The 21,533-nt window shown below is 48.7% G+C and carries 24 protein-coding genes, 2 tRNA genes and 2 pseudogenes; 12 read left to right on the top strand and 16 right to left on the bottom strand.

What is annotated here, in order from left to right:
• The first annotated feature begins 34 nt into the window (after positions 1 to 34).
• Positions 35 to 172 carry a hypothetical protein gene (locus tag NST99_RS25470; protein WP_156130945.1) on the top strand — a complete coding sequence of 46 codons (138 nt, stop codon included), beginning with the start codon at positions 35 to 37 and terminating at the stop codon, positions 170 to 172.
• A 47-nt stretch (positions 173 to 219) separates the two neighbouring features.
• Here NST99_RS25470 and NST99_RS33800 read toward each other — a convergent pair whose 3' ends face one another.
• Positions 220 to 372 carry a YjcZ family sporulation protein gene (locus NST99_RS33800; protein WP_445744989.1) on the bottom strand — a complete coding sequence of 51 codons (153 nt, stop codon included), beginning with the start codon at positions 370 to 372 and terminating at the stop codon, positions 220 to 222.
• 241 nt (positions 373 to 613) lie between these two features.
• Here NST99_RS33800 and NST99_RS25475 point away from each other — a divergent pair, with 241 nt between their 5' ends.
• The 3 genes from NST99_RS25475 to NST99_RS25485 all read left to right on the top strand — a co-directional run bounded on the left by NST99_RS25475 (position 614) and on the right by NST99_RS25485 (position 1,691).
• Positions 614 to 790 (top strand): YjfB family protein, encoded by a 177-nt coding sequence (locus tag NST99_RS25475; RefSeq protein WP_341095377.1) that lies wholly within the window; start codon positions 614 to 616, stop codon positions 788 to 790.
• A 112-nt stretch (positions 791 to 902) separates the two neighbouring features.
• Positions 903 to 1,445, top strand: a complete 543-nt coding sequence (locus NST99_RS25480) for an ImmA/IrrE family metallo-endopeptidase (RefSeq protein ID WP_341095378.1) — start codon at positions 903 to 905, stop codon at positions 1,443 to 1,445.
• A gap of 81 nt (positions 1,446 to 1,526) precedes the next feature.
• Complete coding sequence (locus NST99_RS25485; protein WP_156130946.1) at positions 1,527 to 1,691, top strand: hypothetical protein; 165 nt, start codon at positions 1,527 to 1,529, stop codon at positions 1,689 to 1,691.
• A gap of 145 nt (positions 1,692 to 1,836) precedes the next feature.
• Here the strand turns inward: NST99_RS25485 and NST99_RS25490 are convergent, their stop codons facing one another.
• Positions 1,837 to 2,016: a hypothetical protein gene (locus NST99_RS25490; RefSeq protein WP_341095380.1), complete on the bottom strand. Its 180-nt coding sequence runs from the start codon at positions 2,014 to 2,016 to the stop codon at positions 1,837 to 1,839.
• Positions 2,017 to 2,160: 144 nt separating this feature from the next.
• Here NST99_RS25490 and NST99_RS25495 point away from each other — a divergent pair, with 144 nt between their 5' ends.
• A complete protein-coding gene (locus NST99_RS25495) occupies positions 2,161 to 2,838 on the top strand; it encodes a WD40/YVTN/BNR-like repeat-containing protein (RefSeq protein WP_341095382.1) in 678 nt (225 codons plus the stop codon).
• Here the strand turns inward: NST99_RS25495 and NST99_RS25500 are convergent.
• Positions 2,831 to 3,598 carry a 2-phosphosulfolactate phosphatase gene (locus NST99_RS25500; RefSeq protein ID WP_341095384.1) on the bottom strand — a complete coding sequence of 256 codons (768 nt, stop codon included), beginning with the start codon at positions 3,596 to 3,598 and terminating at the stop codon, positions 2,831 to 2,833. The genes NST99_RS25495 and NST99_RS25500 overlap by 8 nt on opposite strands.
• Positions 3,599 to 3,687: 89 nt before the next feature.
• Here NST99_RS25500 and NST99_RS25505 point away from each other — a divergent pair, with 89 nt between their 5' ends.
• From NST99_RS25505 to NST99_RS25515, 3 genes are all read left to right on the top strand, one after another.
• The gene (locus NST99_RS25505; protein ID WP_341095386.1) at positions 3,688 to 3,948 is read left to right on the top strand and encodes a hypothetical protein; all 261 of its coding nucleotides are present in this window, start codon (positions 3,688 to 3,690) and stop codon (positions 3,946 to 3,948) included.
• A gap of 42 nt (positions 3,949 to 3,990) precedes the next feature.
• A complete protein-coding gene (locus NST99_RS25510; RefSeq protein WP_341095388.1) occupies positions 3,991 to 4,827 on the top strand; it encodes a helix-turn-helix domain-containing protein in 837 nt (278 codons plus the stop codon).
• Positions 4,828 to 4,902: 75 nt separating this feature from the next.
• Complete coding sequence (locus NST99_RS25515) at positions 4,903 to 6,228, top strand: serine hydrolase domain-containing protein (protein ID WP_341095389.1); 1,326 nt, start codon at positions 4,903 to 4,905, stop codon at positions 6,226 to 6,228.
• Between the two features lie 101 nt (positions 6,229 to 6,329).
• Here the strand turns inward: NST99_RS25515 and NST99_RS25520 are convergent, their stop codons facing one another.
• Both NST99_RS25520 and NST99_RS25525 read right to left on the bottom strand, forming a co-directional pair.
• Positions 6,330 to 6,449 carry a YjcZ family sporulation protein gene (locus tag NST99_RS25520; RefSeq protein WP_341095390.1) on the bottom strand — a complete coding sequence of 40 codons (120 nt, stop codon included), beginning with the start codon at positions 6,447 to 6,449 and terminating at the stop codon, positions 6,330 to 6,332.
• A gap of 104 nt (positions 6,450 to 6,553) precedes the next feature.
• The gene (locus NST99_RS25525) at positions 6,554 to 6,742 is read right to left on the bottom strand and encodes a hypothetical protein (protein WP_341095391.1); all 189 of its coding nucleotides are present in this window, start codon (positions 6,740 to 6,742) and stop codon (positions 6,554 to 6,556) included.
• Positions 6,743 to 7,000: 258 nt separating this feature from the next.
• Between NST99_RS25525 and NST99_RS33805 the strand changes: the two genes are divergently transcribed.
• Positions 7,001 to 7,321 carry a DUF3006 domain-containing protein gene (locus NST99_RS33805; RefSeq protein WP_445744990.1) on the top strand — a complete coding sequence of 107 codons (321 nt, stop codon included), beginning with the start codon at positions 7,001 to 7,003 and terminating at the stop codon, positions 7,319 to 7,321.
• Positions 7,322 to 7,408: 87 nt separating this feature from the next.
• Here NST99_RS33805 and NST99_RS25540 read toward each other — a convergent pair.
• A pseudogene (locus NST99_RS25540) lies at positions 7,409 to 7,759 on the bottom strand (IS5 family transposase); the annotation flags it as partial.
• Between the two features lie 275 nt (positions 7,760 to 8,034).
• Between NST99_RS25540 and NST99_RS25545 the strand changes: the two are divergent.
• From NST99_RS25545 to NST99_RS25555, 3 genes are all read left to right on the top strand, one after another.
• The gene (locus NST99_RS25545; RefSeq protein WP_341095393.1) at positions 8,035 to 8,391 is read left to right on the top strand and encodes a helix-turn-helix domain-containing protein; all 357 of its coding nucleotides are present in this window, start codon (positions 8,035 to 8,037) and stop codon (positions 8,389 to 8,391) included.
• Positions 8,392 to 8,437: 46 nt separating this feature from the next.
• Positions 8,438 to 9,514, top strand: a complete 1,077-nt coding sequence (locus NST99_RS25550; protein WP_341095394.1) for a type I restriction endonuclease — start codon at positions 8,438 to 8,440, stop codon at positions 9,512 to 9,514.
• 456 nt (positions 9,515 to 9,970) lie between these two features.
• A complete protein-coding gene (locus NST99_RS25555) occupies positions 9,971 to 10,516 on the top strand; it encodes a site-specific integrase (protein WP_341095396.1) in 546 nt (181 codons plus the stop codon).
• Between the two features lie 123 nt (positions 10,517 to 10,639).
• On the opposite strand, the gene NST99_RS25560 is transcribed toward NST99_RS25555, so the two are convergent.
• From NST99_RS25560 to NST99_RS25605, 10 genes and pseudogenes are all read right to left on the bottom strand, one after another.
• Positions 10,640 to 10,713 (bottom strand) — tRNA-Ile (locus tag NST99_RS25560).
• Between the two features lie 47 nt (positions 10,714 to 10,760).
• A tRNA-Met gene (locus tag NST99_RS25565) sits at positions 10,761 to 10,837 on the bottom strand.
• 82 nt (positions 10,838 to 10,919) lie between these two features.
• A complete protein-coding gene (locus NST99_RS25570; protein WP_019909365.1) occupies positions 10,920 to 11,084 on the bottom strand; it encodes a hypothetical protein in 165 nt (54 codons plus the stop codon).
• 231 nt (positions 11,085 to 11,315) lie between these two features.
• Positions 11,316 to 12,818, bottom strand: a pseudogene (locus NST99_RS25575) (IS1182 family transposase); the annotation flags it as partial.
• 324 nt (positions 12,819 to 13,142) lie between these two features.
• Positions 13,143 to 13,784: an orotate phosphoribosyltransferase gene (gene pyrE, locus NST99_RS25580; RefSeq protein WP_341095398.1), complete on the bottom strand. Its 642-nt coding sequence runs from the start codon at positions 13,782 to 13,784 to the stop codon at positions 13,143 to 13,145.
• Positions 13,781 to 14,554: an orotidine-5'-phosphate decarboxylase gene (pyrF, locus tag NST99_RS25585; RefSeq protein WP_341097754.1), complete on the bottom strand. Its 774-nt coding sequence runs from the start codon at positions 14,552 to 14,554 to the stop codon at positions 13,781 to 13,783. Before pyrF ends, pyrE begins: the two co-directional genes overlap by 4 nt.
• 133 nt (positions 14,555 to 14,687) lie before the next feature.
• Positions 14,688 to 17,909 carry a carbamoyl-phosphate synthase large subunit gene (gene carB / locus NST99_RS25590; RefSeq protein ID WP_341095399.1) on the bottom strand — a complete coding sequence of 1,074 codons (3,222 nt, stop codon included), beginning with the start codon at positions 17,907 to 17,909 and terminating at the stop codon, positions 14,688 to 14,690.
• A gap of 1 nt (position 17,910) precedes the next feature.
• The gene (gene carA, locus NST99_RS25595; protein ID WP_076109061.1) at positions 17,911 to 19,089 is read right to left on the bottom strand and encodes a glutamine-hydrolyzing carbamoyl-phosphate synthase small subunit; all 1,179 of its coding nucleotides are present in this window, start codon (positions 19,087 to 19,089) and stop codon (positions 17,911 to 17,913) included.
• Between the two features lie 130 nt (positions 19,090 to 19,219).
• Positions 19,220 to 20,497 (bottom strand): dihydroorotase, encoded by a 1,278-nt coding sequence (locus tag NST99_RS25600; RefSeq protein ID WP_445744991.1) that lies wholly within the window; start codon positions 20,495 to 20,497, stop codon positions 19,220 to 19,222.
• Between the two features lie 125 nt (positions 20,498 to 20,622).
• The gene (locus NST99_RS25605; protein ID WP_341095401.1) at positions 20,623 to 21,531 is read right to left on the bottom strand and encodes an aspartate carbamoyltransferase catalytic subunit; all 909 of its coding nucleotides are present in this window, start codon (positions 21,529 to 21,531) and stop codon (positions 20,623 to 20,625) included.
• Positions 21,532 to 21,533 lie beyond the last annotated feature (2 nt).

Genomic DNA, 21,533 nt, shown 5'->3' on the forward strand with positions numbered 1-21,533 from the left:
TATTTGTTATCGGGGAAAAAGGCTTTACGGGCCCATGTCTGAGGAAGAAGCCTTCAAGGAATGGTTTGCACTTGCAGGCACGGTAAAAGAACTCTATATCATTGAAGTCGACGAAACCACGGGAAGAATCAAACGTCAGATTGGACCCACAGCCCGTAAAAAAAAGAAATAGCCCCATCTGGCATATGCCTGACGGGGCAACATTCGATTGAGTCTAAATTAGAATATACAGGCTTTTGTAATAATTACCAGAAGAATGAAGAGAACCAGAATGGAGTTTGTCGATGTCCATGGACTTACTACCGGCATAACTACCGGTGGACCTTGGTTTACTCCACCAACGTTATTACCGCAACCATAATCTATACCCATTATTTAAATTCCTCCTCGTGAATATTGAATATAGCACAGAATATGACAAAGGCTGATGTACCGTATAGGCCAAACGGCAAAGAAATGTCATTCACCTAAAGTATCGGCCTGTCATTGTCGATATACAGTAAGTAAATTCAAAGCTGTGAAGCTTCAAAAAACTTAGCGTATGCTTTCGATGTGAGTTTTGTACGAAGAACTTTCAGGAAGCATTGCTCACAAAACTTTTAGGAGGTGGAACATGGACATTGCTGCATTATCAATGGCGATGAGTCAGACGTCCCTATACCAGGCTTCAGGGCTGCAAGTCATGAATATTGCCACAAAAACGACTGAGATCCAAAGCCAGAATCTGGTCCAAATGCTCCAGCAGAGCCCACACCCCAATTTGGGAAAAACACTTGATATTGTAGTTTGATTGATTTATGATTACATATATAAGAACATGAGTTCCGGTTATCCTTGAGCCCTTTCGGGCTTTTCTTTTGGTCAATAATACGAACATACGATCCTATATCGAGGTGATTCCCATGCAATCCTACTATCAAATGACCGCCCTGGAGAAATGGACTGAAGATTTATATCAGCGGTTGAACGTGCAACAGCCGTCGCAAATCTCGATTGAGTACATATCGGAGCGGCTGAATATCTGGATTCATTATCTGGATGTAAGAAGCAAGAGCATTGAAGCCTCTGCAGGCATGTACAGCATGTTTATTGACAGCCGCCTTCCTCCCGGGCTGCAGCGTCTCGAGTTCCTCCATGAGCTCTGCCATTTGCTTCGCCATGCCGGTAACCACACGCTGATGCCCGAACAGTTCACACAGGCACAGGAGGATGAATCCGAGCGTTTTATCCTTTATGCGGCGATGCCCTACTCCATGATTTCTGCCAGAATGTTGCCTGAACTCCGTGAAGATGCCGTCCAATATATCGCTTCAACCTTTCAGGTTCCTGCTGAGCTGGCCATGCAGCGGATTGACCAGATTCAGAGACGAGTGTTCCAGGGGCAATTGATGGCCGTGATGGAAAGGAACGAAGACAGAAATTTAATCCACCGACATATTCGGTAAACGCTGCGGGGATAATAGCTATGCATAATGAAATGCAGAGACCTTATGTATAGTGTGAATTTACCCGTAAGGGGGAGCGAGATGGACGCCATTCAAGTCATCCAGTTATTAATGACCCATCCGGATTACAGCGTGGATGCCGTGCATCCTGATATCCCGGATTTTGTTGGCATTGAGACCATTGAGGTCGATCATGAAACCCAGACCTTCTCCATTCTGCTGCAAGAACCGAAGGAAGAAGATTAGGAGAACCCATGGACAAAAAAAGTGACCCCGCCGGCGTCTGGCAGGGTCCATATCTATTAATAAGGGGGGGGGGATGTGTTTACTAATGATAACGCTTGTCTGCACTACACTGCTCGTTCATGAGAAGAACGAATGAACAATCTGGCTAGCCTGAGCTCACAAACTGCATTACGCCTATTGCCGTCAGCAGGAAAAACACGATCAGAATCCCCCATATCACCCTGCGCAATATTTTTTTCGGGTCGTTGCCGGGTGGATGTCCGCCTTGATTCTCCAGCGTAGCTATCCGGTGCTCAAGCTCCTGAATTTTCTTTTGCTCAGACATATTCTCCATCTCCTTTTTTGTATATACTCAATAAAACGCTTCCAGATCCATAAAGTTTCATAAAAGGAAATTAACCTTTCTTTCATCTCTCTGTAACCTATCTCCCAATTTATTCCTATACTATGGGAGGAGGAGGGGATTTCCATGAAAACACTCTGGGTTCTTATGTCCGTAATCCAGCTTATGTTCGCATACAGTCCGCAAGCCGGTAACATAGATGAAGATAATAACATCCGTACATTCCAATATTCTTTGGAAGCTGGGTACAGCTGGAAGGCAACTTCAGCAGGTTCAGGAATGTATCAGGCAGATAACCGTATCTATATGAGCAATGACAGAGGCATATCCTGGCATAAGCTGAGCGATTCCTTGAGCGGCACTTTGCCAAGCGGCCCCATTGGAGACCTCAAGTTTAAGACGAAGGACACCGGCTGGATTACGGTCCATTCTCCACGCCAAGGCGATATTGGACTATATAAGACAACCGATGGAGGAATTCACTGGGCCAAAGAGCTGCTTGAAGTGCCTCCTAAATACGCTGCTGTTCAGTTTAATCCTGCCTCTCCTATATTTTTCACCTCTACAAATTATGGAATCGTGCTGCTGAACGAGGAAGGCCAGACCAATACCTCTCTTCTCTTCTATGCAACACAAGACAATGGACGTCATTGGACAGCCATCATGGATAGAACTGAGGGGCAATGGAACGATTTATCATGGATGGCTTCTTTGGATCAGAAATCCGCAAGCTACTTATGGAGTATTACTATCGGCGATAGAACCTGGACTTCATCCAACGGGGAAATCTGGTCTATTAATTAAGATCCTTAGCATTTATAAAGCTGGTGTCTTGAAGAATAGGCACAGCACTGCTAATATTCACCTGGCAGCAATAGGTCACATCGTCTTCATACCCGCGCTCACGAAGTTCACGGGCACTTGCACAATCCCATATAAGCTCCCTGATGGTTTTGCTGGAGTACTTCAAAGCTCCAATACAGACCTCAGCCTCAGGAGATTTGCTGCCGGTTAATTGGGAAAGAATCAGACCTGCACCTAAATAATCTTCAATGCCTGGACGCAAATTATTTTCACCATCCCTAACATCGGACCACCTTTCGCCGCAGGGAACCACAGTGATATTTGCCTGCAATTGCTGCATTAACCGGTTAGCAACCTCAGCCACGGCAGACGCATTAAGGAAACATCCGATGAGCAGCGCCGGCACCTGTGAAGCAATCCATGTACACGCAGCACCATTTAATGAACATAATACAAAGTCACGGCCAAAATCCGCAGAACTAAACGACAATGGTGACAGGGAATGCCCTCCTTCTCTTATCGCCTCCGCTCTTCCCCAGACGATTTCCGCACTGTTGGCTCTGGCATAGGCTTTGGCATTCTCATTGATTGGCGGGGGATACGGAAAGACATTGGCCTTGTGCTGAACCGCTGTCACTACCGTAGAAGAGAAGCTGAGCACATCAACTATGATCACAATGTCCCCACGTTCAGACGCGGCCCGCGCTCCTCTTTGCCCCCATTCCAATTTGACTTTATAAGGTGCCTGGTCATAAAACATCGGACTTCCTCCTTTATCCCATTTTTAAAGTGGAGATTATATTTGCTATAATATAAAGTTAAAAATATACAATTACTAGAGGAGGAACTATGAAATTCCTGTCCCGTATATTGTTCACTATCTCGGTGATTGCTCTGATCCTTTATACCTTCGATTTTGCTGAAGAATACAATAAGGATCTTCTGTACCTTCTAATGACAGGCTTCACAGGTTGCTTTTTTACCAGCTTCTTGGGGAAAAATGCCTCCAAACCGCGTATCCTCAGATGGTTATCTGCGCTTGTTGTAGCGGGTATTGTGCTCTATATTTTTGTCTTTGGAACACTTTGGGGGCTGGCGAACAGACCCTGACAAACATATCTTTTACGATCTTTCAGATTAGGAGGACATTTGATGAGCTCCCCCTTTGTCCCAGTTCAAGCCCGCTCCTCCATTCTTAACTTGCCCGGTAAATATAACGAATGGAGGCCAAGTATTAAATTACATAAATATGTATACTGTTACTGGCTGTCTACCATCCGCAGTTCCCAAAACTCTCTAAGCCCCATTTCAATATCCGGCAGGAAGGAAATGATTGCCCCCGACGGCTGCATCGATATGGTATTCCAGATAGGAAAAGATAGGGCAACCCTTCATGGCATGATCGTTGGCACGTTGGACCGGTCACTCTATGTGGATCTGGCGTATGAGCGCTTGCACACTTTTGGAATCCGATTCTATCCGGGAGGGCTGCAGGCTTTCTTGAGAGAACCGGCTGATTTATTCACGAACCAAATCCTTGACCTAAGCGAGATATGGAAAGAACTCCAGACAGAGTTGACGGGCCATTTGCAGACTGCCGCTTCCATGGAACACTTCATACTTCTGACCGACCGTAGCCTTCTTTCCAGGTTAAATGACTCTCCGACCGGGGATGATCTTTTTCAGAGCGCCCTTGTCCATATCTGGCAGGCTCAGGGGATTCTCACGGTCAAAGAGCTCGCCCGAAGAGAATGCATCAGTGAACGGCAGCTGAGGAGAATCTTCTATGAACGCACCGGCGTAAGCACCAAAACCTTTACGCGCATCATGCGCTTTCAAAGCGTTCTCGGGATGCTGAACAGGATGGAAGGCAGCAAATTGACCGCTGCAGCACTGCAGACCGGATATTATGATCAGGCTCATTTCATACATGAATTTCAAAGCATCTGCGGGCTGCTTCCCAGCGAATATATCAAAAGCCTGAACTAAGCCTGTCCGTTTTTTACAATTCAGCTATTGTCATGTCTTATACAATAGAGCAATACAGGAATTAGGAGGCTAGACATGACCAACATTCAGTTCAGGCTCGAACAATACATGCAAACCTGGGAGGATGCGGAACGCTTTAGCGGAACCGTGCTGGTTGCCCAGGGAGATCATATTTTATTGGAGAAGGGATATGGATACGGAAATCATGAGTATGCCCTGCCGAATACACCCTCCACTATTTATAATATAGGCAGCATCACTAAGCTGTTCACGGCAGCAGCTGTAATGCAGCTGTATGACCGGCAGAAGCTTCGCCTTAACGATCCCATGGAAACTTATTATCCCGGCTATAGACACGGAGACCGCATCACCATTCATCATTTACTGTCCTCCACCTCGGGGATACCGGATTATACAGAGCTGAGCCAATATAGTTCAAGAGACCGGCTTTCTGCCGAGAGCATTCGGGAGTGGTTAAATCACGAACCGTTGCAAGGTGAACCTGGACAGCAAGTGCAGAAAAGCAACTCGAATTTTGTCTTTCTCGCCAGAATCGTTGAGATGGTGTCGGGCATGGAGATCAGCGCTTATTACGAGAAATTTTTATTTGCTCCGCTCGGACTTAGGCATACCGGAATAAGCTGCAATGAGGAGATTCTCACCAATAAGGCATACGGATATTCCTGCTCGGGTGAAGGCGTAGTCTGTGCAGAGTATTACGATATGACTGGTGCCTTTGGAAGCGGATTTCTCTATTCCACTGCGGCCGATTTGTTCACATGGGTCAAGGCGCTGGGCAGCGGCACAGTAATAAGCAAGGAAGCCTATGACCGTATGCTTTCTCCTTACGGATATTTGTGGTACCTCGAGGCTTCGGTGGGATATGGCTGTTGTGTAAAGGGCGAGCCTGTAGAAGAAATGTTTATGGACGGGAATATTAATGGATACACCTGCACCCTGCAGCAGTACATATTAGGGGATTTCACCGTAATTGTACTCAGCAACAACGATGCCAGCCCTGTAGCCCGCCTTGTAAAGGGCCTGAGAAGCATTCTGTACACTGGGGCGACCTCCATAATAGTCAAACCGGAACTTGCGGACGCCGCAGACTATGAACAATTTAGACACTTCGCGGGGGTGTACTGCTTTCCGCCAATGGGCTGGCATTTTACAATTCATTATGAAGAAGGCCTGCTGTATGTAGACCGGCTGTTCAATCAGGAGTTCAAAAAAAAGAAGTTCCAGCTTAAATTAGTTGCAGATACCGCGGAAGCAGTAGTACTGGCCTGCGTGGTGTGTGACAGCACCTTTACTTTTCATAAGGCTACGGAAGTAAAGTCCCAACAGGTAACCTACAGTTTCGATACTTTGAACCTGCCTTATGAGAGATCCGGCGAATAAGCCGGTAAAACAATAAAGCAGCGGAAGCCTGAGCAGGAATAATACTCTTGGCAGCCGCTGCTTTTTTGTGTCTGTACTTTAGGAAACCGGATAAGCAGAAGTTACAGCCAGAATGATTTGGTAATAATTACGAGCAGAATAAACAATACCAGAATTGCCGCAGTCGATGTGCCCAAACCGCCTACAGGACCAACATTTTCTCCGCAACCACATGAACCCATTTCTCATTCCTCCTTCAAAAGTGAGTACAGCATAGAATATGCAAAATGCTCTTCACTGCTTGGGTGAAATGGAAATATGTTGTTGTGTACTCAGCCGGTCTGGTTTATTTATCCGCCATGAATGTTACGTATGTTGCTGCTGCAAATACAACAACCAGCACCAAAGAAATGACGCCCATAATCCGTTCATTATTCCAGGCACGTATTGTGTTTGCAATATATAGGATCATGAGCCCTGCCATCATTAGCGACAGATTGATGCCCGTTATAAACAACACAACAAACCCTATCATTACACAACCCCAAATAATCATGAACCACAAAGGATAATTTTTAAAGATCGTTTTAAGCATTTTTCCGCCTGCCTCTATTCCATCTCAAATTTATACTTCCCTATAATCTCACAATCCAGTCTCGCTAGCAACGGAGGAAATTTGTCCGGCAGCCGTAAACCAAAAAAGGACAAGCTCTTAGAGCCTATCCTTATCCATTTCTGTTTCTTGATGCAGTGAAACCGAAATACACTATCATAAGTGTTGGGAAAAACAATTATGGTCATCCAGTATACTAGCCAGATTAAAAATGCCAATGATACTGTCCTTTTGACAGACTCAAAAGGCACAATTACTGCAATTAGTGATGGCAACAAGATTACGTTTACTTCAAACCAAGGGGGCAACCAAATGAGGAAGGGAATCCTTGATCGCTTCGAGAGTGAATATGCTGTTATTGAGTTTGACGGAAAGACTGAGGACATACTAAAGTCTGAGTTGCTAGACGAGGTTAAAGCTGGTGCCGCCTTAATTTTTGAAGATGGTAAGGTCTCATTGGCTCGGCTTTGCAAAAGCTCTAAAATGGCATTGGTATCGTAGGCGCATCCGCTAATACTTCTCCCGGGCAAACGTCCAGTTCATGAAGAAGGCGATAGCCCGTGACCGAATCGTGGTCTTGTCCTGGCGTCAATTCAAAACGCAATGGATAGCCAAAAACGCATCCACCATTGCATGAATTTTAGTGGTTAATCCTCCGCGCGAACGCCCGATGGCTTGCCGATCCTGCCCCCTTTTGCAATGCTGATGGACGCGGACGATGGTGGCATCGATCATCACTTGTTCCCAATCGGGTTCGATGGCGACATGCTTCAAGATTTCATTCCAAATATTCGCTTTTTGTAACCGCCAGAAAAAACTATAGGCGGAAGACCAAGGACCATAGGTGCTCGGTAAATCTCGCAATGGCGCTCCCGTTCGAGCAACCCATAGCACGGCATTCAGCATCTGGCACCGATCCTGGGCGGACGTCCTCCTTGTTTTTTTCGGGCCGGGGGCAGCAAGGGTTCAAGGATATTTTATTCTTCATCCGTTAACTCGTATCTTCGTCTCTTCGTCTCATATTCCTTATTTTACTAAATTTTTACGAGTTGTACAGTTTGCGTACAGGCCCTAGATCCACTCGTTTCACTCATTGCCTCCAAATTACCATTTCGGTAATGTCATACCTTTTTGGCAATGTCCTTTATTTACCAATATGGCAATGCTAATATGAATTATATCTACTTATTTATAGCTTATAGAGAGGAGTCAAGATGAGAACACTCGGTGATCGAATAAAGTACCTCAGAGAAAAGAAGAACATCATACAAAAGGATTTAGCTGCATCGTCTGGACTGACTGTTGTGCAGCTGTCACGGTATGAAACAAATGACAGGAAACCAGATCCTGAATCTCTGAGAAGATTAGCCGACGCACTTGACACAAGTGGAGATTATTTACTAGGACGAACTAATGATCCGGCTCCACTTAATCAAAGAGAAACGAATATGTCCTTTTATGGTGGACCAGACAAGTTTTCAAAGGACGAAATCGAAGAGATGGAAGCAGCATTATTGAGGTACCGCGAAATGAAGAAGCGTGCAGTCGATCAAGCAGAGAAAAACTCATGAAATGAGCAATTCCCTCAGCCGATGGGGAACATTAGGGGATATCAATATGGAATTTGCGGATCAGATCAGAGCATTGGCTAAACGAGTTCAAAAAATGAAGGATAGTATTTTGACAGAGGAAGCTACCAAAACTTCTGTGATTATGCCATTCTTTCAAGCGTTAAACTACGATGTGTTTAATCCTGAAGAATTCCTTCCAGAATTCACTGCTGATGTTGGGATTAAAAAAGGTGAAAAGGTTGACTATGCAATAATGCAAAACAAAAAACCTATGATCTTAATCGAGGCAAAATCAATAACAGAAATACTCACAAAGCATGATTCTCAGTTATTCAGATATTTTGGAACAACCGTAGCCAAATTCGCAATTTTAACAAATGGGATCATCTATAGATTCTATACTGATCTTGAAGAGCAAAATAAAATGGATGTCACTCCATTCTTTGAATTTAATCTTTTCGACATAAGGGAACATCAAATAGCTGAATTGGTTAAATTCAAAAAAGATATCTTTGATGTAGAAAGTATTAATACGACTGCATCTGAACTAAAGTACACAATTGAAATTAAGCGATTCTTGAAGGAACAATGGGAAAACCCAACCGATGACTTTGTTTCAGCCATTTTATCTGATGTCTATCCTGGAAAGAAAACAAGGCAGATTATTGAAAAATTTAATGGCATTGTAAAACGTTCATTCAAAGAATTTGTGAATGATATTTTAAACGATAAACTCCAAACCGCTCTTGCAAATACAAATTCGGATCAGCTTAATAGTGAAGTTGCCGTTACTCATGAAATAGTGACAGATATAGAAAATAATAAAGAAAATCTTTCTGAGATTGTTACTACAGAGGAAGAACTCGAAGGTTACATAACTGCAAGGATTCTTTTAAAAGATATTATTGCTCCAGAGCGTATTAATTACCGCGATAATCTAAGCTATTTCAATATACTTGTAGACAATAGCATTCGGAAATGGATTTGCCGGTTACATTTTAACGGTGCAAACAAGTATATTCAGTTTAACGATGACGATAAAACAATGATAGGTATTAAAGATATTTCTGAACTGATTTCTTATAAGGAACAGTTTGTCCAAACAGTTAAACGGTTTATATGAATTATTTACACAACTAATATAGTCCACCATACCAATTAGCGCATTTTATAAGGTGAAAAAAGATCAGCCAGTAATGGCTTTTCTTTTGAACAAAAAACAGAACGTGTATTCCTAAAATAGATGGCCATATATGTATTTTACCAAATATTATTAAACAGCATTGGAGCAAATGCTCGAAGATCAATATCAATCGAATGGAATCTTGACGCCATCGAATCTGGAAATGGGGATGGTTCGGCCAGTAAATTATCGAATGGGCTCCATATCTTTTCGGAATTCGCACAGCGGTGTTGCTGGCTGAAGACATCATGAGTAAGGTATCTATGCGTAGCAAGGTAAATGCAAACGAGCAGAAAGAAATACAGTTCTGGAGACAATTAAGAATTCACTCAATTTCTGCAATCGTCGAAGCATCATGTTCATTACATTGCCTTTTCATTAGCAGTATATACGGGAATGCGGCGTGGTGAAATTCTGGGGCTGCGGTGGAAAGATATTGACTTCGAGAAGAAAGAGTTAAAGGTTATTCAAACAGCGAACTGGACGCGGGATGGATTGGTGATCCAGCGGCCCAAGACAAATGATTCGATCCGGCGGGTCAAGCTCTTTCAGAATATTATAGATGATCTCCTGGAGCTCTATTCACAAATTGAAGCGTACAGAAAGGAACATGGGGAAGCCTACGAGGATAATGACCTGGTGTGTTGCTATCCCGGAGGAGGTTATATTAAGCCGAAGCGAATCACTGAAGGTATGGATGTTCTTGTTCGTAAAGCCGGGGTTAAAAAGATCCGATTTCACGATCAGCGGCATACCCATGCTTCGTTCCTGCTTGCAATTGGATTCAATCCGAAGGTGGCTGCCGAAAGATTGGGAATGACTCCTGCAATGTTCAATGAGAGGTACTCACATCTTCTCCCAATCATGCAGGAAGAGGCCGTTGACAGAATTGAAAATGAACTCAATAAATTCGCAGAAAAGCAGCTTGAACCTGTGGAATAAAAGTCTCCGTTAGCAAATCCGTTAGCAAGCTTAAAAAAAATGGCCTTTCCCCACTCAAGCATATTCGCTCCGACAAGCCTACATATAGCAAAAACCCCTTGCTAGGCAAGGGGTTTAGTGAAGTGGGCCCTACAGGACTCGAACCTGTGACCAATCGGTTATGAGCCGACCGCTCTAACCAACTGAGCTAAGGGCCCGGATCTAAAGTATCCGTATGATAAACAATGGCTGCAGGAAAATAAATTGGTTGCGGGGGCAGGATTTGAACCTGCGGCCTTCGGGTTATGAGCCCGACGAGCTACCGGGCTGCTCCACCCCGCGTCAGTAATCATATTCAAACAGCGACAATAGTTAATATACAATATAGCAGGCACTAAAGTCAAGGATGATTTTGTTAATTTATTCAGGGCAGGAAACGTACCCCGTAGCGGCCCTTGCGGGAGCGATAAATTTCCACAAATCGCGGATCATGATAGCCGTAAATCCAACCGTCCTGCTCCAGCCTCTTGGCCAGGCAGCCTGCTTGAAATCTCGTCCTGAACAGCTTCGCGAAGTATATCCAGTTCATGATGCCTTCTTCTCCTTTGTTACGATAATGGATGTCTTCCTTCCCTGAAGTTATCATGCCCAGTTTATAAAATATAAGCCGCAGAATACGGTATCCGCCAATAAAAAAACAGCAGGGGCTGTCCCAAAAGTAGATTTTCTACGAGCTGAGACAGGCCACCTTCAATTTCAAAAGCATAAAAACCAACAGAGCAGCACACCTCCTGTTATTGGAGGAGTGCTGCTCTATGTTTTGGTCTATGGCTGCTCGCTTCAGTAAATTGTGGGCAAGCGAAAGCCACCCGACTTCAAGCGTCAATTTTTCCATGCCGCGAAGCAGAAAGCGCCGGAAGCCCCGGTTATTTTTCAGTTGTCCAAATACACTTTCCGGTTCCGTCATTCGGCGTACCGCCAGGGCGTAACCTTCCTCACTTCGTAAGATCTCACGAGCCTGCTTTTGGTAACGCAGTCGTTCCAAACTAACAACCACTTCCCGATCTCCGGCTGCCTTCGTGCAGCGTTCCTTCAGCGGACAGCCCTCGCAGCTCTGACTTCGGTAATGACGTTTGTGAATTTCATATCCACTCTGTGAGTTTTCCTTACTTTCTCTGCGGAAATGCAGCATTTTCCCGGCAGGGCACGTCCAGTGATCCTCGGCTGCATCGTATGTCCAGTTCTCAATTTTACCAACATTCGCTTTGCAGGCTTTGCTCTTTTCCTTGTGGTAGCTGCCGTACTTCACCACCGCCTGAATCTCTTTCTTTTCCAGATAGGCGTAGTTTTCTTCGCTGCCGTAGCCTGCATCCGCAATGACTGTCTTTGGCAGTTTTCCGAGGATCTGCTGCGCTTTTTCCATATGCGGCTGTAAACAGCGGGTGTCGGTCGGTCTTTGGTGTAAACTGTAGGCTAAAATAAATTGGTTTTCGGTCCCGATTTGCACATTGTATCCCGGTTTCAGCTGGCCATTTCGCATGTGGTCTTCTTTCATCCGCATAAACGTTGCATCTGGATCTGTCTTGCTGAAACTGTTCCGCTCACCAAGCAGTTTTTGGTATTGTTCGTACTTCAGCAGTCGGGGAAGCCAATCCTTGCGCAGCGTCCGAACAGCCTTTTTTAAGGGCTTGTCTTTCGGTTTTTGGGCCAGCTGAGCTTCGAGCTTTTGCACCACCTGTTCAAGTTTCACGCTGCTCACTTCGGAATCTGTGCCGAGTTCAGCCAGGTCTTTGCCTGAATTCTCTTGTTCTTCCTGTTCTTCTGCCGTTTCAATGTCTTTGACTTTGTGTTTACTGACGGCTTTCCCCCAAACAAACGTGTAACGATTGGCGTTCGCCTCGATTTTGGTTCCGTCCACAAAGTAATGCTCCAGGGAAACGTATTTTTCGTCAGCTAGAAACTGAAGCACGGCGGTAAATACGGTTTCGAGAACGTTCTTCATCCGCTGGGAACGAAATCGATTCAACGTTCGAAAGTCTGGCCGCTGCCGACCGGCGAGCCACATGAAGGGGATGTTCTCCCGAATGGATTTGGCGATTTGGCGAGAGGAATAGATGCGCTGCGTGTAGGCGTAAATAATGACTTTGGTCAGCATTTTAGGATGGTAGCTGTCACGGCCACCACCCGGGTAGGCCGCGTCAAAAATGCCGTCGTCCAGCCGGTTAACGGCGGCATTGACGATACGAACGAGGTGATGTTCTGGAATATCTTCTTCCAGATCCATTGGCAAGCAAAGTTGGTCCATGGTATATTGAATGTACAAAAGAAACCTCTCCTTTGAAATGGTGTGTGGTAACTCCATTTTACCAAAGGATGGTTTCTTTTTTTGCATTTTTTAAAGATTGCAGACCCATTTTCCGCTTAAACAGCGGAGAGGACGGAACGATTGTGGAAAAGCGGTAGCGGTCGCCTTTGTCCCCGGATTTTCACCGCTAAGGAGAATAAATAAAAATCTGGGGACAACAGCGATTGGAACAACGGTCCGTCCGCGGAGCGTCCACCCAAGTGCTCGCGTCGATCCCACTTAAAAACAGAGGGCTATCCCTTTTGGGACAGCCCCTGAGAAACATTGCCGGATACAATTCTGCTACACGCCGAACGAGGCCGGATCTTTGCGCCAGGACTGCAGCAGCGCTACATCGCTGTCAGCGATTGTGCCTTGACTCAGTGCTACATCAATCAATGTGCTGTAGTTGGACAAGCTTTGCAGCGGCACACCAGCTGCCGCAAATGCCTCAGTGGCCCGGTCCAGCTCATAGCTGAAGATGGCCAGCACGGCCAGCACCTCTCCTCCGGCTTCCTGTACGGCCTGCGCCGCCTTAATCGAGCTACCGCCGGTAGAAATCAGGTCCTCAATCACAATGACCTTCTGTCCGGGAGAGATAATCCCTTCGATCTGGTTCTGTTTGCCGTGGCCTTTCGCTTTGTCGCGGATATATGCCATCGGCAGATCCAGCTTGTCGGCCACCCAGGCCGCATGCGGAATCCCCGCAGTGGCTGTGCCCGCAATCACTTCAGCGTCCGGATAGCTGGCTCTGATCAGCTCTGCGAAGCCATTGGCAATGTAGCCGCGAACTGCCGGGAAAGATAAGGTCAGTCGATTGTCGCAATAGATCGGCGACTTGATGCCGGAGGTCCAGGTAAAAGGCTCCTGCGGACGCAGCGCCACTGCCCCAATCTCCAGCAGATAGCTGGCGACTTGCTGGCTTTTATTCGATAATGTGCTCATGCTTGAGTCATCTCCTCAATAATAGATAGTGCGGCTGCGCGCGGATCCGCCGCAGCCGTAATAGGCCGGCCCACTACAAGGTAGTGGCTGCCTTGCCGGATAGCTTGTCCCGGCGTCATCACCCGGGACTGATCGTCCAGGGAAGACCCTGCCGGACGAATGCCCGGGGTAACCGTGCGGAACTCCGGGCCGCACGCGTCAGAGATCGCCGCCGACTCCTTAGGTGAAGCTACCACACCGTGCAGGCCGGCCTCAGCCGCCAGCTTGGCGTAACGCACCACGGTGTCCGCTACATTCCCGGCAATGCCAATCTCGCTGTTCATCACTGCCTGACTGGTGCTCGTGAGCTGTGTCACTGCGATAATCAGCGGCATTCTCAGGGACGGGTGCAGGCTGACCGCCTGGGCAGCCCCGTCCAGCGCGGCAGCCATCATAGCCGAGCCGCCGGAGGCGTGTACGTTGAACATATCCACACCGAGCATCGTAAGGCTCTCCGCCCCACCCCGCACCGTATTGGGGATATCATGCATTTTGACATCGACGAACACAGAATAACCGCGGGCCTTCAGTTCTCTGATGAAGTCTGGTCCGGCTGCATAGAACAGCTGCATTCCAACCTTCATGTAACAAGGAATGCCTTCCAGCTTCTCAATGAGCAGTCTCGCTTGCGCTGCATCAGGATAATCCAGGGCAATCATCAACCGCTCAGCCATTTCATCCCGTCTGGTGATTTCTCCGACATTCTCGTGTTCAAGCTGCTGTGGGTCCATCTGTTTCACGTACGGATCAGCTCCTTTGGTCATTTTTTAACAGTTACCGGGTCCCCGGGCATAGCGGAACGGTCTGCGATAACGCAAACCGTTCCTGTGGCATGCCCGAAAGGGCTACTCATACATCTATAGGTTATTGTCCGACAAAAGCGGGCATGGACTGGGACGAGAAGTTGATCGTCTGCAGCATGATCAGCAGCGCCGTTACCGTATCCAGTGAGGTCATACATACGACACCGTTCTCTACCGCTTCACGGCGGATGCGGAAGCCGTCACGCTCCGGCGTTTTACCTTTAGTCAGCGTATTGAAGACAAAGTTGGCCTGACCACCGCGGATCAGATCAAGGATTGTCGGCTCTCCTTCATCCAGCTTGTTGACATTCATCACGTTCAGGCCTGCCTGCTCAAGGGCATGCGCCGTGCCGCCGGTGGCAATGATTTTGTAGCCCATGGCGTGGAAGCCCTTCATCAGCTCAACTGCCTCAGCTTTGTCTTTGTCTGCTACCGTAACGATGATTGCTCCGGTTGCCGGAATTTTCATGCCTGCTCCGATCAGACCTTTATAGAGCGCTTTGGCATACAGCTTGTCGCGGCCCATGACTTCGCCGGTCGACTTCATTTCCGGCCCTAAGGTAGGCTCTACTCTGCGCAGCTTGGCAAAAGAGAACACCGGCACTTTTACCGACACATAGTCGCTTTCCGGCCAGAGGCCTTCGGTGTAGCCATCGTCTTTCAGCTTGCCGCCAAGAATGATCTTGGTAGCCAGATGGGCCATAGGAATGCCGGTTACCTTGCTCAGGAAAGGAACCGTACGCGAAGAGCGCGGATTCACTTCGATCACATATACTTCATTCTGGTAAATGACGAACTGGATGTTGACAAGGCCAATCGTTTTCAGTTCCTTGGCTATCTTGATCGTGATTTCGCTTATTTTCTGCTTCAGGCCTTCATCCAGATATTGCGGCGGGTAGACAGCGATGGAGTCACCGGAGTGGACACCCGCACGTTCTACATGCTCCATAATACCAGGGATGACCACGGTCTCGCCGTCGCAAATCGCGTCAACCTCGACCTCTTTGCCCAGCATGTAGCGGTCGATCAGCACCGGATGCTCCGGATTCACCTTCACCGCTTCAACCATGTAGCTCAGCAATTCCGCATCGTTGTAGACAATCTCCATTGCACGGCCACCCAGTACATAGGAAGGACGTACGAGTACCGGATATCCCAGCGATTGAGCTGTTTCTACGGCTTGACTCACATCGGTTACCGTCTTGCCTTTAGGTTGTGCAATATTCAGACGGGCCAGAAGCGCTTCGAATTTCTTGCGGTTTTCAGCTTCGTCGATGCTTTCCAGACTGGTACCGAGAATATTTACACCGGCTGCAGCCAGCGGCGCAGCAAGGTTAATAGCAGTTTGTCCTCCGAACTGGACGATAACGCCAATCGGATTCTCCTGGGCGATGACATTCATGACATCCTCGAAGAATAACGGTTCAAAATAGAGCCGGTCCGAGGTGTTAAAGTCGGTCGATACCGTTTCAGGGTTGTTGTTGATGATTACAGCTTCATATCCGGCTTTCTGGATCGCCCAGACCGCATGTACGGTACTATAATCGAATTCAATCCCCTGACCGATCCGGATAGGTCCGGACCCGAGCACGATAACCTTCTGCTTGTCGGAATGGATAACCTCATTCTCCGTCTCATAAGTGGAGTAGTAGTAAGGTGTAGATGCTTCGAACTCAGCCGCGCATGTATCTACCATTTTGAAGACCGGAGTTAGTCCCTGCGCAAGGCGCATAGCACGAACATCCACTTCCTTCGTCTGAGCTCCGCCCGGCCGGCCTTCCGCCCGGATCTCGGCAATTGCCCGGTCAGTGAAACCTTTGCGTTTCGCTTGATACAAGGTTTCGGCACTCAGCGTCTCTTCACTGCGCAGCACATCCTCGAAGTTCACCAGGCCTTCAATCTTGGACAGGAACCACCAATCAATGCTGGTGATATCCTGAATCTCCTGCAGGCCGTAGCCGCGGCGGAACGCTTCCGCGATCAGGAACAGCCGCTCGTCATCCGCTTTGGCAAGACGATCCCGCAGCACGCTGTCTTCCAGCTGCTCTGCGCCCGGCAGACGGAAACGGTGGACACCGATTTCCAGGGAACGGACTGCTTTATGAATCGATTCTTCAAAGGTACGGCCAATCGCCATGACTTCGCCGGTCGCTTTCATCTGCGTGCCCAGTTTACGGTTCGCCGATGTGAACTTGTCAAACGGCCAACGCGGAATTTTGCTGACGATATAGTCCAGTGTTGGCTCGAAGCAGGCGTAGGTCTGTCCTGTAACCGGGTTAACGATTTCATCCAGCGTGTAGCCGAGAGCGATTTTGGCTGCCATTTTGGCAATCGGGTAACCGGTCGCCTTCGACGCCAGCGCCGAGGAACGGCTGACCCGGGGATTTACTTCAATGACATAATATTGATAGCTTTGCGGATCAAGCGCGAACTGCACGTTGCAGCCGCCTTCGATATTCAGCGCACGGATGATCTTGAGTGACGCGCTGCGCAGCATTTGGTATTCGCGGTCGGACAACGTCTGACTCGGTGCCACAACGATACTGTCGCCAGTATGTACACCGACAGGATCAAAGTTCTCCATGTTGCAGACAACGATACAGTTGTCGTTCGCGTCCCGCATAACCTCATATTCAACTTCCTTCATGCCGGCGATGCTTTTCTCCACCAGACATTGACCGATCGGGCTGTAACGGATACCCGCTTTGACGGTTTCACGCAGCTCTTCCTCGTTGTCGCAAATGCCGCCGCCGGTTCCACCGAGCGTATAGGCTGGACGAACGATCAGCGGATAGCCGATTCCTGCGGCAAAACCCATCGCTTCTTCCACAGTGGTGATAATCGTGCTCTCTGGTACTGGCTGATCCAGCTCGCGCATCAGATCGCGGAACAAATCACGGTCTTCTGCCTTCTCGATGGATTCCAGCTGTGTGCCCAGCAGCTTCACGTTCTCCGACTGCAGCACACCTGCGCGGGCCAGTTCCACGGCCATGTTCAGGCCGGTCTGTCCGCCCAGTGTCGGCAGCAGGCCATCCGGGCGTTCCTGGCGGATAATCGCCGTAACAAACTCAAGTGTAATCGGCTCGATGTATACCTTGTCGGCCATATTGGTATCGGTCATGATCGTGGCCGGGTTGCTGTTGATCAGCACTACCTCCACGCCTTCTTCTTTGAGTGCCTGGCAGGCCTGTGTTCCTGCATAGTCAAACTCGGCAGCCTGGCCGATGACAATCGGGCCGGAGCCGATGACGAGAATCTTTTTAAGTTTATCGTTCTTTGGCATGTTATAGAGCTCCTTTCACGGCTTCAAGCTGTGCTTTGGGTTGTGGTGCCGTGATTCTGGCATTTGCGGCAAGCTGGGCCTGGCGTGAGCCTGCTGGCGTTTTCGCTTTGTGATCAGCAATCATTTGCAGGAAACGGTCGAACAAATAGCTGCTGTCATGCGGTCCCGGCGCCGCCTCCGGATGGTACTGCACCGAAAATGCGGGGTAGCGGGTATGTTTGAGTCCTTCGACTGTCTTATCATTGTTGTTGATATGTGTAACCTCAAGCTCGGTATTGACAACTGAATCCTCGTTAACTGTGTAGCCATGGTTCTGCGAGGTAATGAAGCAGCGTCCGCTTTCCAGTTCCTTTACCGGGTGATTCCCGCCACGGTGGCCGAATTTAAGCTTCTCTGTGTCGGCGCCGCAAGCCAGGGCGAACAATTGGTGACCCAGGCAGATGCCGAAGATCGGGTATTCGCCGAGCAGCTCGGAGATCGTGTTGACGGCATACGGCACGTCTTTAGGGTCCCCAGGGCCGTTGGAGAGCTGAATGCCATCCGGGTTCAGGCGGCGGATCTCATCTGCAGTCACATCATGCGGCACCACTACAACATCACAGCCGCGGCTGTTCAGTTCGCGCAGGATACCGGTCTTCGCGCCGTAATCGACCAGCACGATCCGTTCTTTGTTCCCCGGGCTGCTGTACGTTTTGGTTGTAGATGTCCGGGCTACCTGATTGCGCAGCTCCTCAATGGTCGTGTCGCCCATCATTTCCATGAGCTCCTCCACACGTTTGTTGGAAGTGGTTAGAATGGCCTTCATCGTACCGTGGTGGCGGATAATGCGGGTCAGCATCCGCGTGTCGATCTCGCTGATTCCGGGAATGCCATATTCCTTCAGCAGGTCATCCACGCTGTATTCGGCGCGCCAGTTGCTTGGCACTTCCTCATGGCGGCGTACAACAAAGCCGTGTACAAAAGGACGCACAGATTCGAAATCATCACGGGTAATGCCGTAATTTCCGATCAGCGGATAAGTCATGGTGACGATTTGCCCGCAGTACGAAGGGTCCGACAGCACCTCCTGATATCCCGTAATTCCTGTGTTAAAAACAACCTCGCCCGTCTTTTCGCCTTCAGCGCCAAATGCGGTGCCTGTAAACAGCGTTCCGTCCTGTAGCAGCAATCTCGCCTGCATTCCCATCCACTCCTTCTTGTTTCTGTAGTCTGATTCTATGCCTTGCATCATTAGCGGAGTGTAACGCGCCAAAATGCCGCCGCATGTTCACCTTGCCCCATACAGCCGGCATCTTCGCTCCACCAGTTCATTAATTAGCTTTAGTCCAAACCGCTGTGCCGTCTACCCATGTCATAACCGGCCAGCCTTTAAGCTTCCATCCGGCAAAAGGAGTGTTGCGTCCTTTGCTGGCAAATGAAGCCGGATCTACTTCCTGCTCCTCCTTGAGGTCGATCAGCGTCAAATCGGCAGGGGCCCCAACCGTTAGATGGCCTGTATTCAGCCGGAACACCCGGGCCGGATCAGCGGTCATCCGCTGCACCAGCAGGGACAGATCCCATTTGCCGGTTGCCACAAAAGTGGTGTAGAGCAGCGGGAATGCTGTCTCAAATCCGACAATACCAAACGGTGCAAGCTGCATGCCTTTCGCTTTCTCTTCTTCACTATGCGGCGCATGATCGGTCACGATGATATCCAGCGTCCCGTCCAGCAGACCCTCGATGCAGGCTTCCACGTCGCGGCGCGAACGCAGCGGCGGGTTCATTTTCCAATTGGCATCCATGCCCGGAATGTCATCCTCTGACAGCAGCAGATGATGCGGACATACCTCCGCGGTCACCTTGATGCCGATTTGTTTGGCCTGGCGGATCAGCCGCACCGATTGTTCTGTGCTGACGTGGCAGACATGATAATGAACACCGGTTGCTTCAGCCAGCAGGATATCGCGTCCGACATGGATCGCTTCCGACTCGTTCGGGATGCCTTTAAGGCCATGCGCGGTTGCGAACTTGCCTTCGTTTACCGCACAGCCCTCAACCAGCGAATCGTCCTCGCAATGCGCGATTACAGGCATATCTAGCCCGGCAGCCAATTTCATAGCATCCTTCATCATCTGGGCAGTCTGTACGCCTACTCCGTCGTCCGTGAAACCAATGGCTCCAGCTTCCTTAAGTGCGGCAAAATCGGTCAGCTCGCGTCCCAGCTCATTTTTCGTGATCGCCGCATAAGGGAGCACCTTCACCAGTCCGGCTTCGCGCGCTTTGTCCTTCACAAACTGTACGATTTCCGGACTGTCCGTTACCGGGCGTGTATTCGGCATGCAGGCGATAGTAGTAAATCCGCCCTTGGCAGCCGAACGTGCTCCGGTTTCTACCGTTTCCTTATGCTCAAAGCCAGGCTCGCGGAGATGCACATGCATATCAATCAGTCCCGGGATCAGCAGTTTGCCTTCGGCTTCTATGATTTCAGCGGATTCGTCGAGCACATCCAGATTACTCTCAATTGCGGAAATTATGCCGTCCTGAACTACGATATGTCTAGTCTCTAACTCGCCTTCCTGGTTGAGCACGCTGGCGTTTCTTATGATCACGGTTATGATTCTCCTTTTACCTGCAGGCCGCAGCCGCAAGCTCTCTGATTATTATATAATAAAAATTCAACTTTGTGTATATTTATTAGTGTGTTTATGTCAGCTTTTTTTAACTTGAAGAGTTCTTATTGAAGGGCTCTCTCCATCACAGCCATCCGTACAGGCACGCCGTTGGACATCTGCGGAAAAATCCGCGACTGGCTGCTTTCGACCACTGCGTCATCAATCTCTACGTTGCGGTTCACCGGAGCCGGATGCATAATGATCGTGTTCTTATCGAGCCGGGCCGCCCGTTCTTCCGTCAATCCATACTGTTTCCGGTATTCCTCAGCAGACAGCAGTATTCCGGATGCATGGCGCTCAAGCTGAACCCGCAGCATCATGACCACATCAGCCTGAAGCGCTTCTTCCATACTCACATAAGGAGCGTAGGCAGCAAGTTCCGGCGCCTGCATATTCTCCGGTGCGCAGAACTGCACCTTGGCCCCCATTTTTGTCAATCCCCAGAGGTTCGAGCGTGCAACCCGGCTATGCATAATATCCCCGATAATCGAAACTTTGAGGCCCTTCAGCCCGCCAAAATTTTTGCTCATTGTATACAGGTCCAGCAGCGCTTGCGTCGGATGCTCGTTATTGCCGTCTCCGGCATTAATCAGCGGAATGGACACCTTCTCGGCCAGCTGCTGCAGCACGCCCGCAGGCTTCAAACGCACAACTCCGGCATCGATCCCCATTGATTCCAGTGTGCGTACTGTATCGTAGATCGACTCGCCTTTTTCTACACTGGAAGCCGCAGCCGTGAAATTCAGCACCTGAACGCCAAGGCGTTTCTCGGCCATTTCGAAGGAAAAGCGGGTGCGCGTGCTGTTCTCAAAAAACATGTTGGCAACAAAATGTGATCTCAGTACCGGGGTCAGCTTCTCGGCCTGATTGTCCCAGTACGCTGTTCTCTCCAATAACTCACGGATTTCCGAGCTGTCCAGCTCTTTAATCCCCAGCAGACTGCGTTCCTTCACCTTGGTTGCCGTCATCATTG

It is taken from the genome of Paenibacillus sp. FSL L8-0470 (assembly GCF_038008625.1).
GTDB lineage: Bacteria > Bacillota > Bacilli > Paenibacillales > Paenibacillaceae > Paenibacillus_AQ.

Bases quoted from the DNA above. Each gene is read 5' to 3' on its own strand.
- NST99_RS25470 (WP_156130945.1), top strand. From the start codon at position 35: ATGTCTGAGGAAGAAGCCTTCAAGGAATGGTTTGCACTTGCAGGCACG.
- NST99_RS33800 (WP_445744989.1), bottom strand. From the start codon at position 372: ATGGGTATAGATTATGGTTGCGGTAATAACGTTGGTGGAGTAAACCAA.
- NST99_RS25475 (WP_341095377.1), top strand. From the start codon at position 614: ATGGACATTGCTGCATTATCAATGGCGATGAGTCAGACGTCCCTATAC.
- NST99_RS25480 (WP_341095378.1), top strand. From the start codon at position 903: ATGCAATCCTACTATCAAATGACCGCCCTGGAGAAATGGACTGAAGAT.
- NST99_RS25485 (WP_156130946.1), top strand. From the start codon at position 1,527: ATGGACGCCATTCAAGTCATCCAGTTATTAATGACCCATCCGGATTAC.
- NST99_RS25490 (WP_341095380.1), bottom strand. From the start codon at position 2,016: ATGTCTGAGCAAAAGAAAATTCAGGAGCTTGAGCACCGGATAGCTACG.
- NST99_RS25495 (WP_341095382.1), top strand. From the start codon at position 2,161: ATGAAAACACTCTGGGTTCTTATGTCCGTAATCCAGCTTATGTTCGCA.
- NST99_RS25500 (WP_341095384.1), bottom strand. From the start codon at position 3,598: ATGTTTTATGACCAGGCACCTTATAAAGTCAAATTGGAATGGGGGCAA.
- NST99_RS25505 (WP_341095386.1), top strand. From the start codon at position 3,688: ATGAAATTCCTGTCCCGTATATTGTTCACTATCTCGGTGATTGCTCTG.
- NST99_RS25510 (WP_341095388.1), top strand. From the start codon at position 3,991: ATGAGCTCCCCCTTTGTCCCAGTTCAAGCCCGCTCCTCCATTCTTAAC.
- NST99_RS25515 (WP_341095389.1), top strand. From the start codon at position 4,903: ATGACCAACATTCAGTTCAGGCTCGAACAATACATGCAAACCTGGGAG.
- NST99_RS25520 (WP_341095390.1), bottom strand. From the start codon at position 6,449: ATGGGTTCATGTGGTTGCGGAGAAAATGTTGGTCCTGTAGGCGGTTTG.
- NST99_RS25525 (WP_341095391.1), bottom strand. From the start codon at position 6,742: ATGATAGGGTTTGTTGTGTTGTTTATAACGGGCATCAATCTGTCGCTA.
- NST99_RS33805 (WP_445744990.1), top strand. From the start codon at position 7,001: ATGGTCATCCAGTATACTAGCCAGATTAAAAATGCCAATGATACTGTC.
- NST99_RS25545 (WP_341095393.1), top strand. From the start codon at position 8,035: ATGAGAACACTCGGTGATCGAATAAAGTACCTCAGAGAAAAGAAGAAC.
- NST99_RS25550 (WP_341095394.1), top strand. From the start codon at position 8,438: ATGGAATTTGCGGATCAGATCAGAGCATTGGCTAAACGAGTTCAAAAA.
- NST99_RS25555 (WP_341095396.1), top strand. From the start codon at position 9,971: ATGCGGCGTGGTGAAATTCTGGGGCTGCGGTGGAAAGATATTGACTTC.
- NST99_RS25570 (WP_019909365.1), bottom strand. From the start codon at position 11,084: ATGAACTGGATATACTTCGCGAAGCTGTTCAGGACGAGATTTCAAGCA.
- pyrE (WP_341095398.1), bottom strand. From the start codon at position 13,784: ATGAGCACATTATCGAATAAAAGCCAGCAAGTCGCCAGCTATCTGCTG.
- pyrF (WP_341097754.1), bottom strand. From the start codon at position 14,554: ATGGACCCACAGCAGCTTGAACACGAGAATGTCGGAGAAATCACCAGA.
- carB (WP_341095399.1), bottom strand. From the start codon at position 17,909: ATGCCAAAGAACGATAAACTTAAAAAGATTCTCGTCATCGGCTCCGGC.
- carA (WP_076109061.1), bottom strand. From the start codon at position 19,089: ATGCAGGCGAGATTGCTGCTACAGGACGGAACGCTGTTTACAGGCACC.
- NST99_RS25605 (WP_341095401.1), bottom strand. From the start codon at position 21,531: ATGATGACGGCAACCAAGGTGAAGGAACGCAGTCTGCTGGGGATTAAA.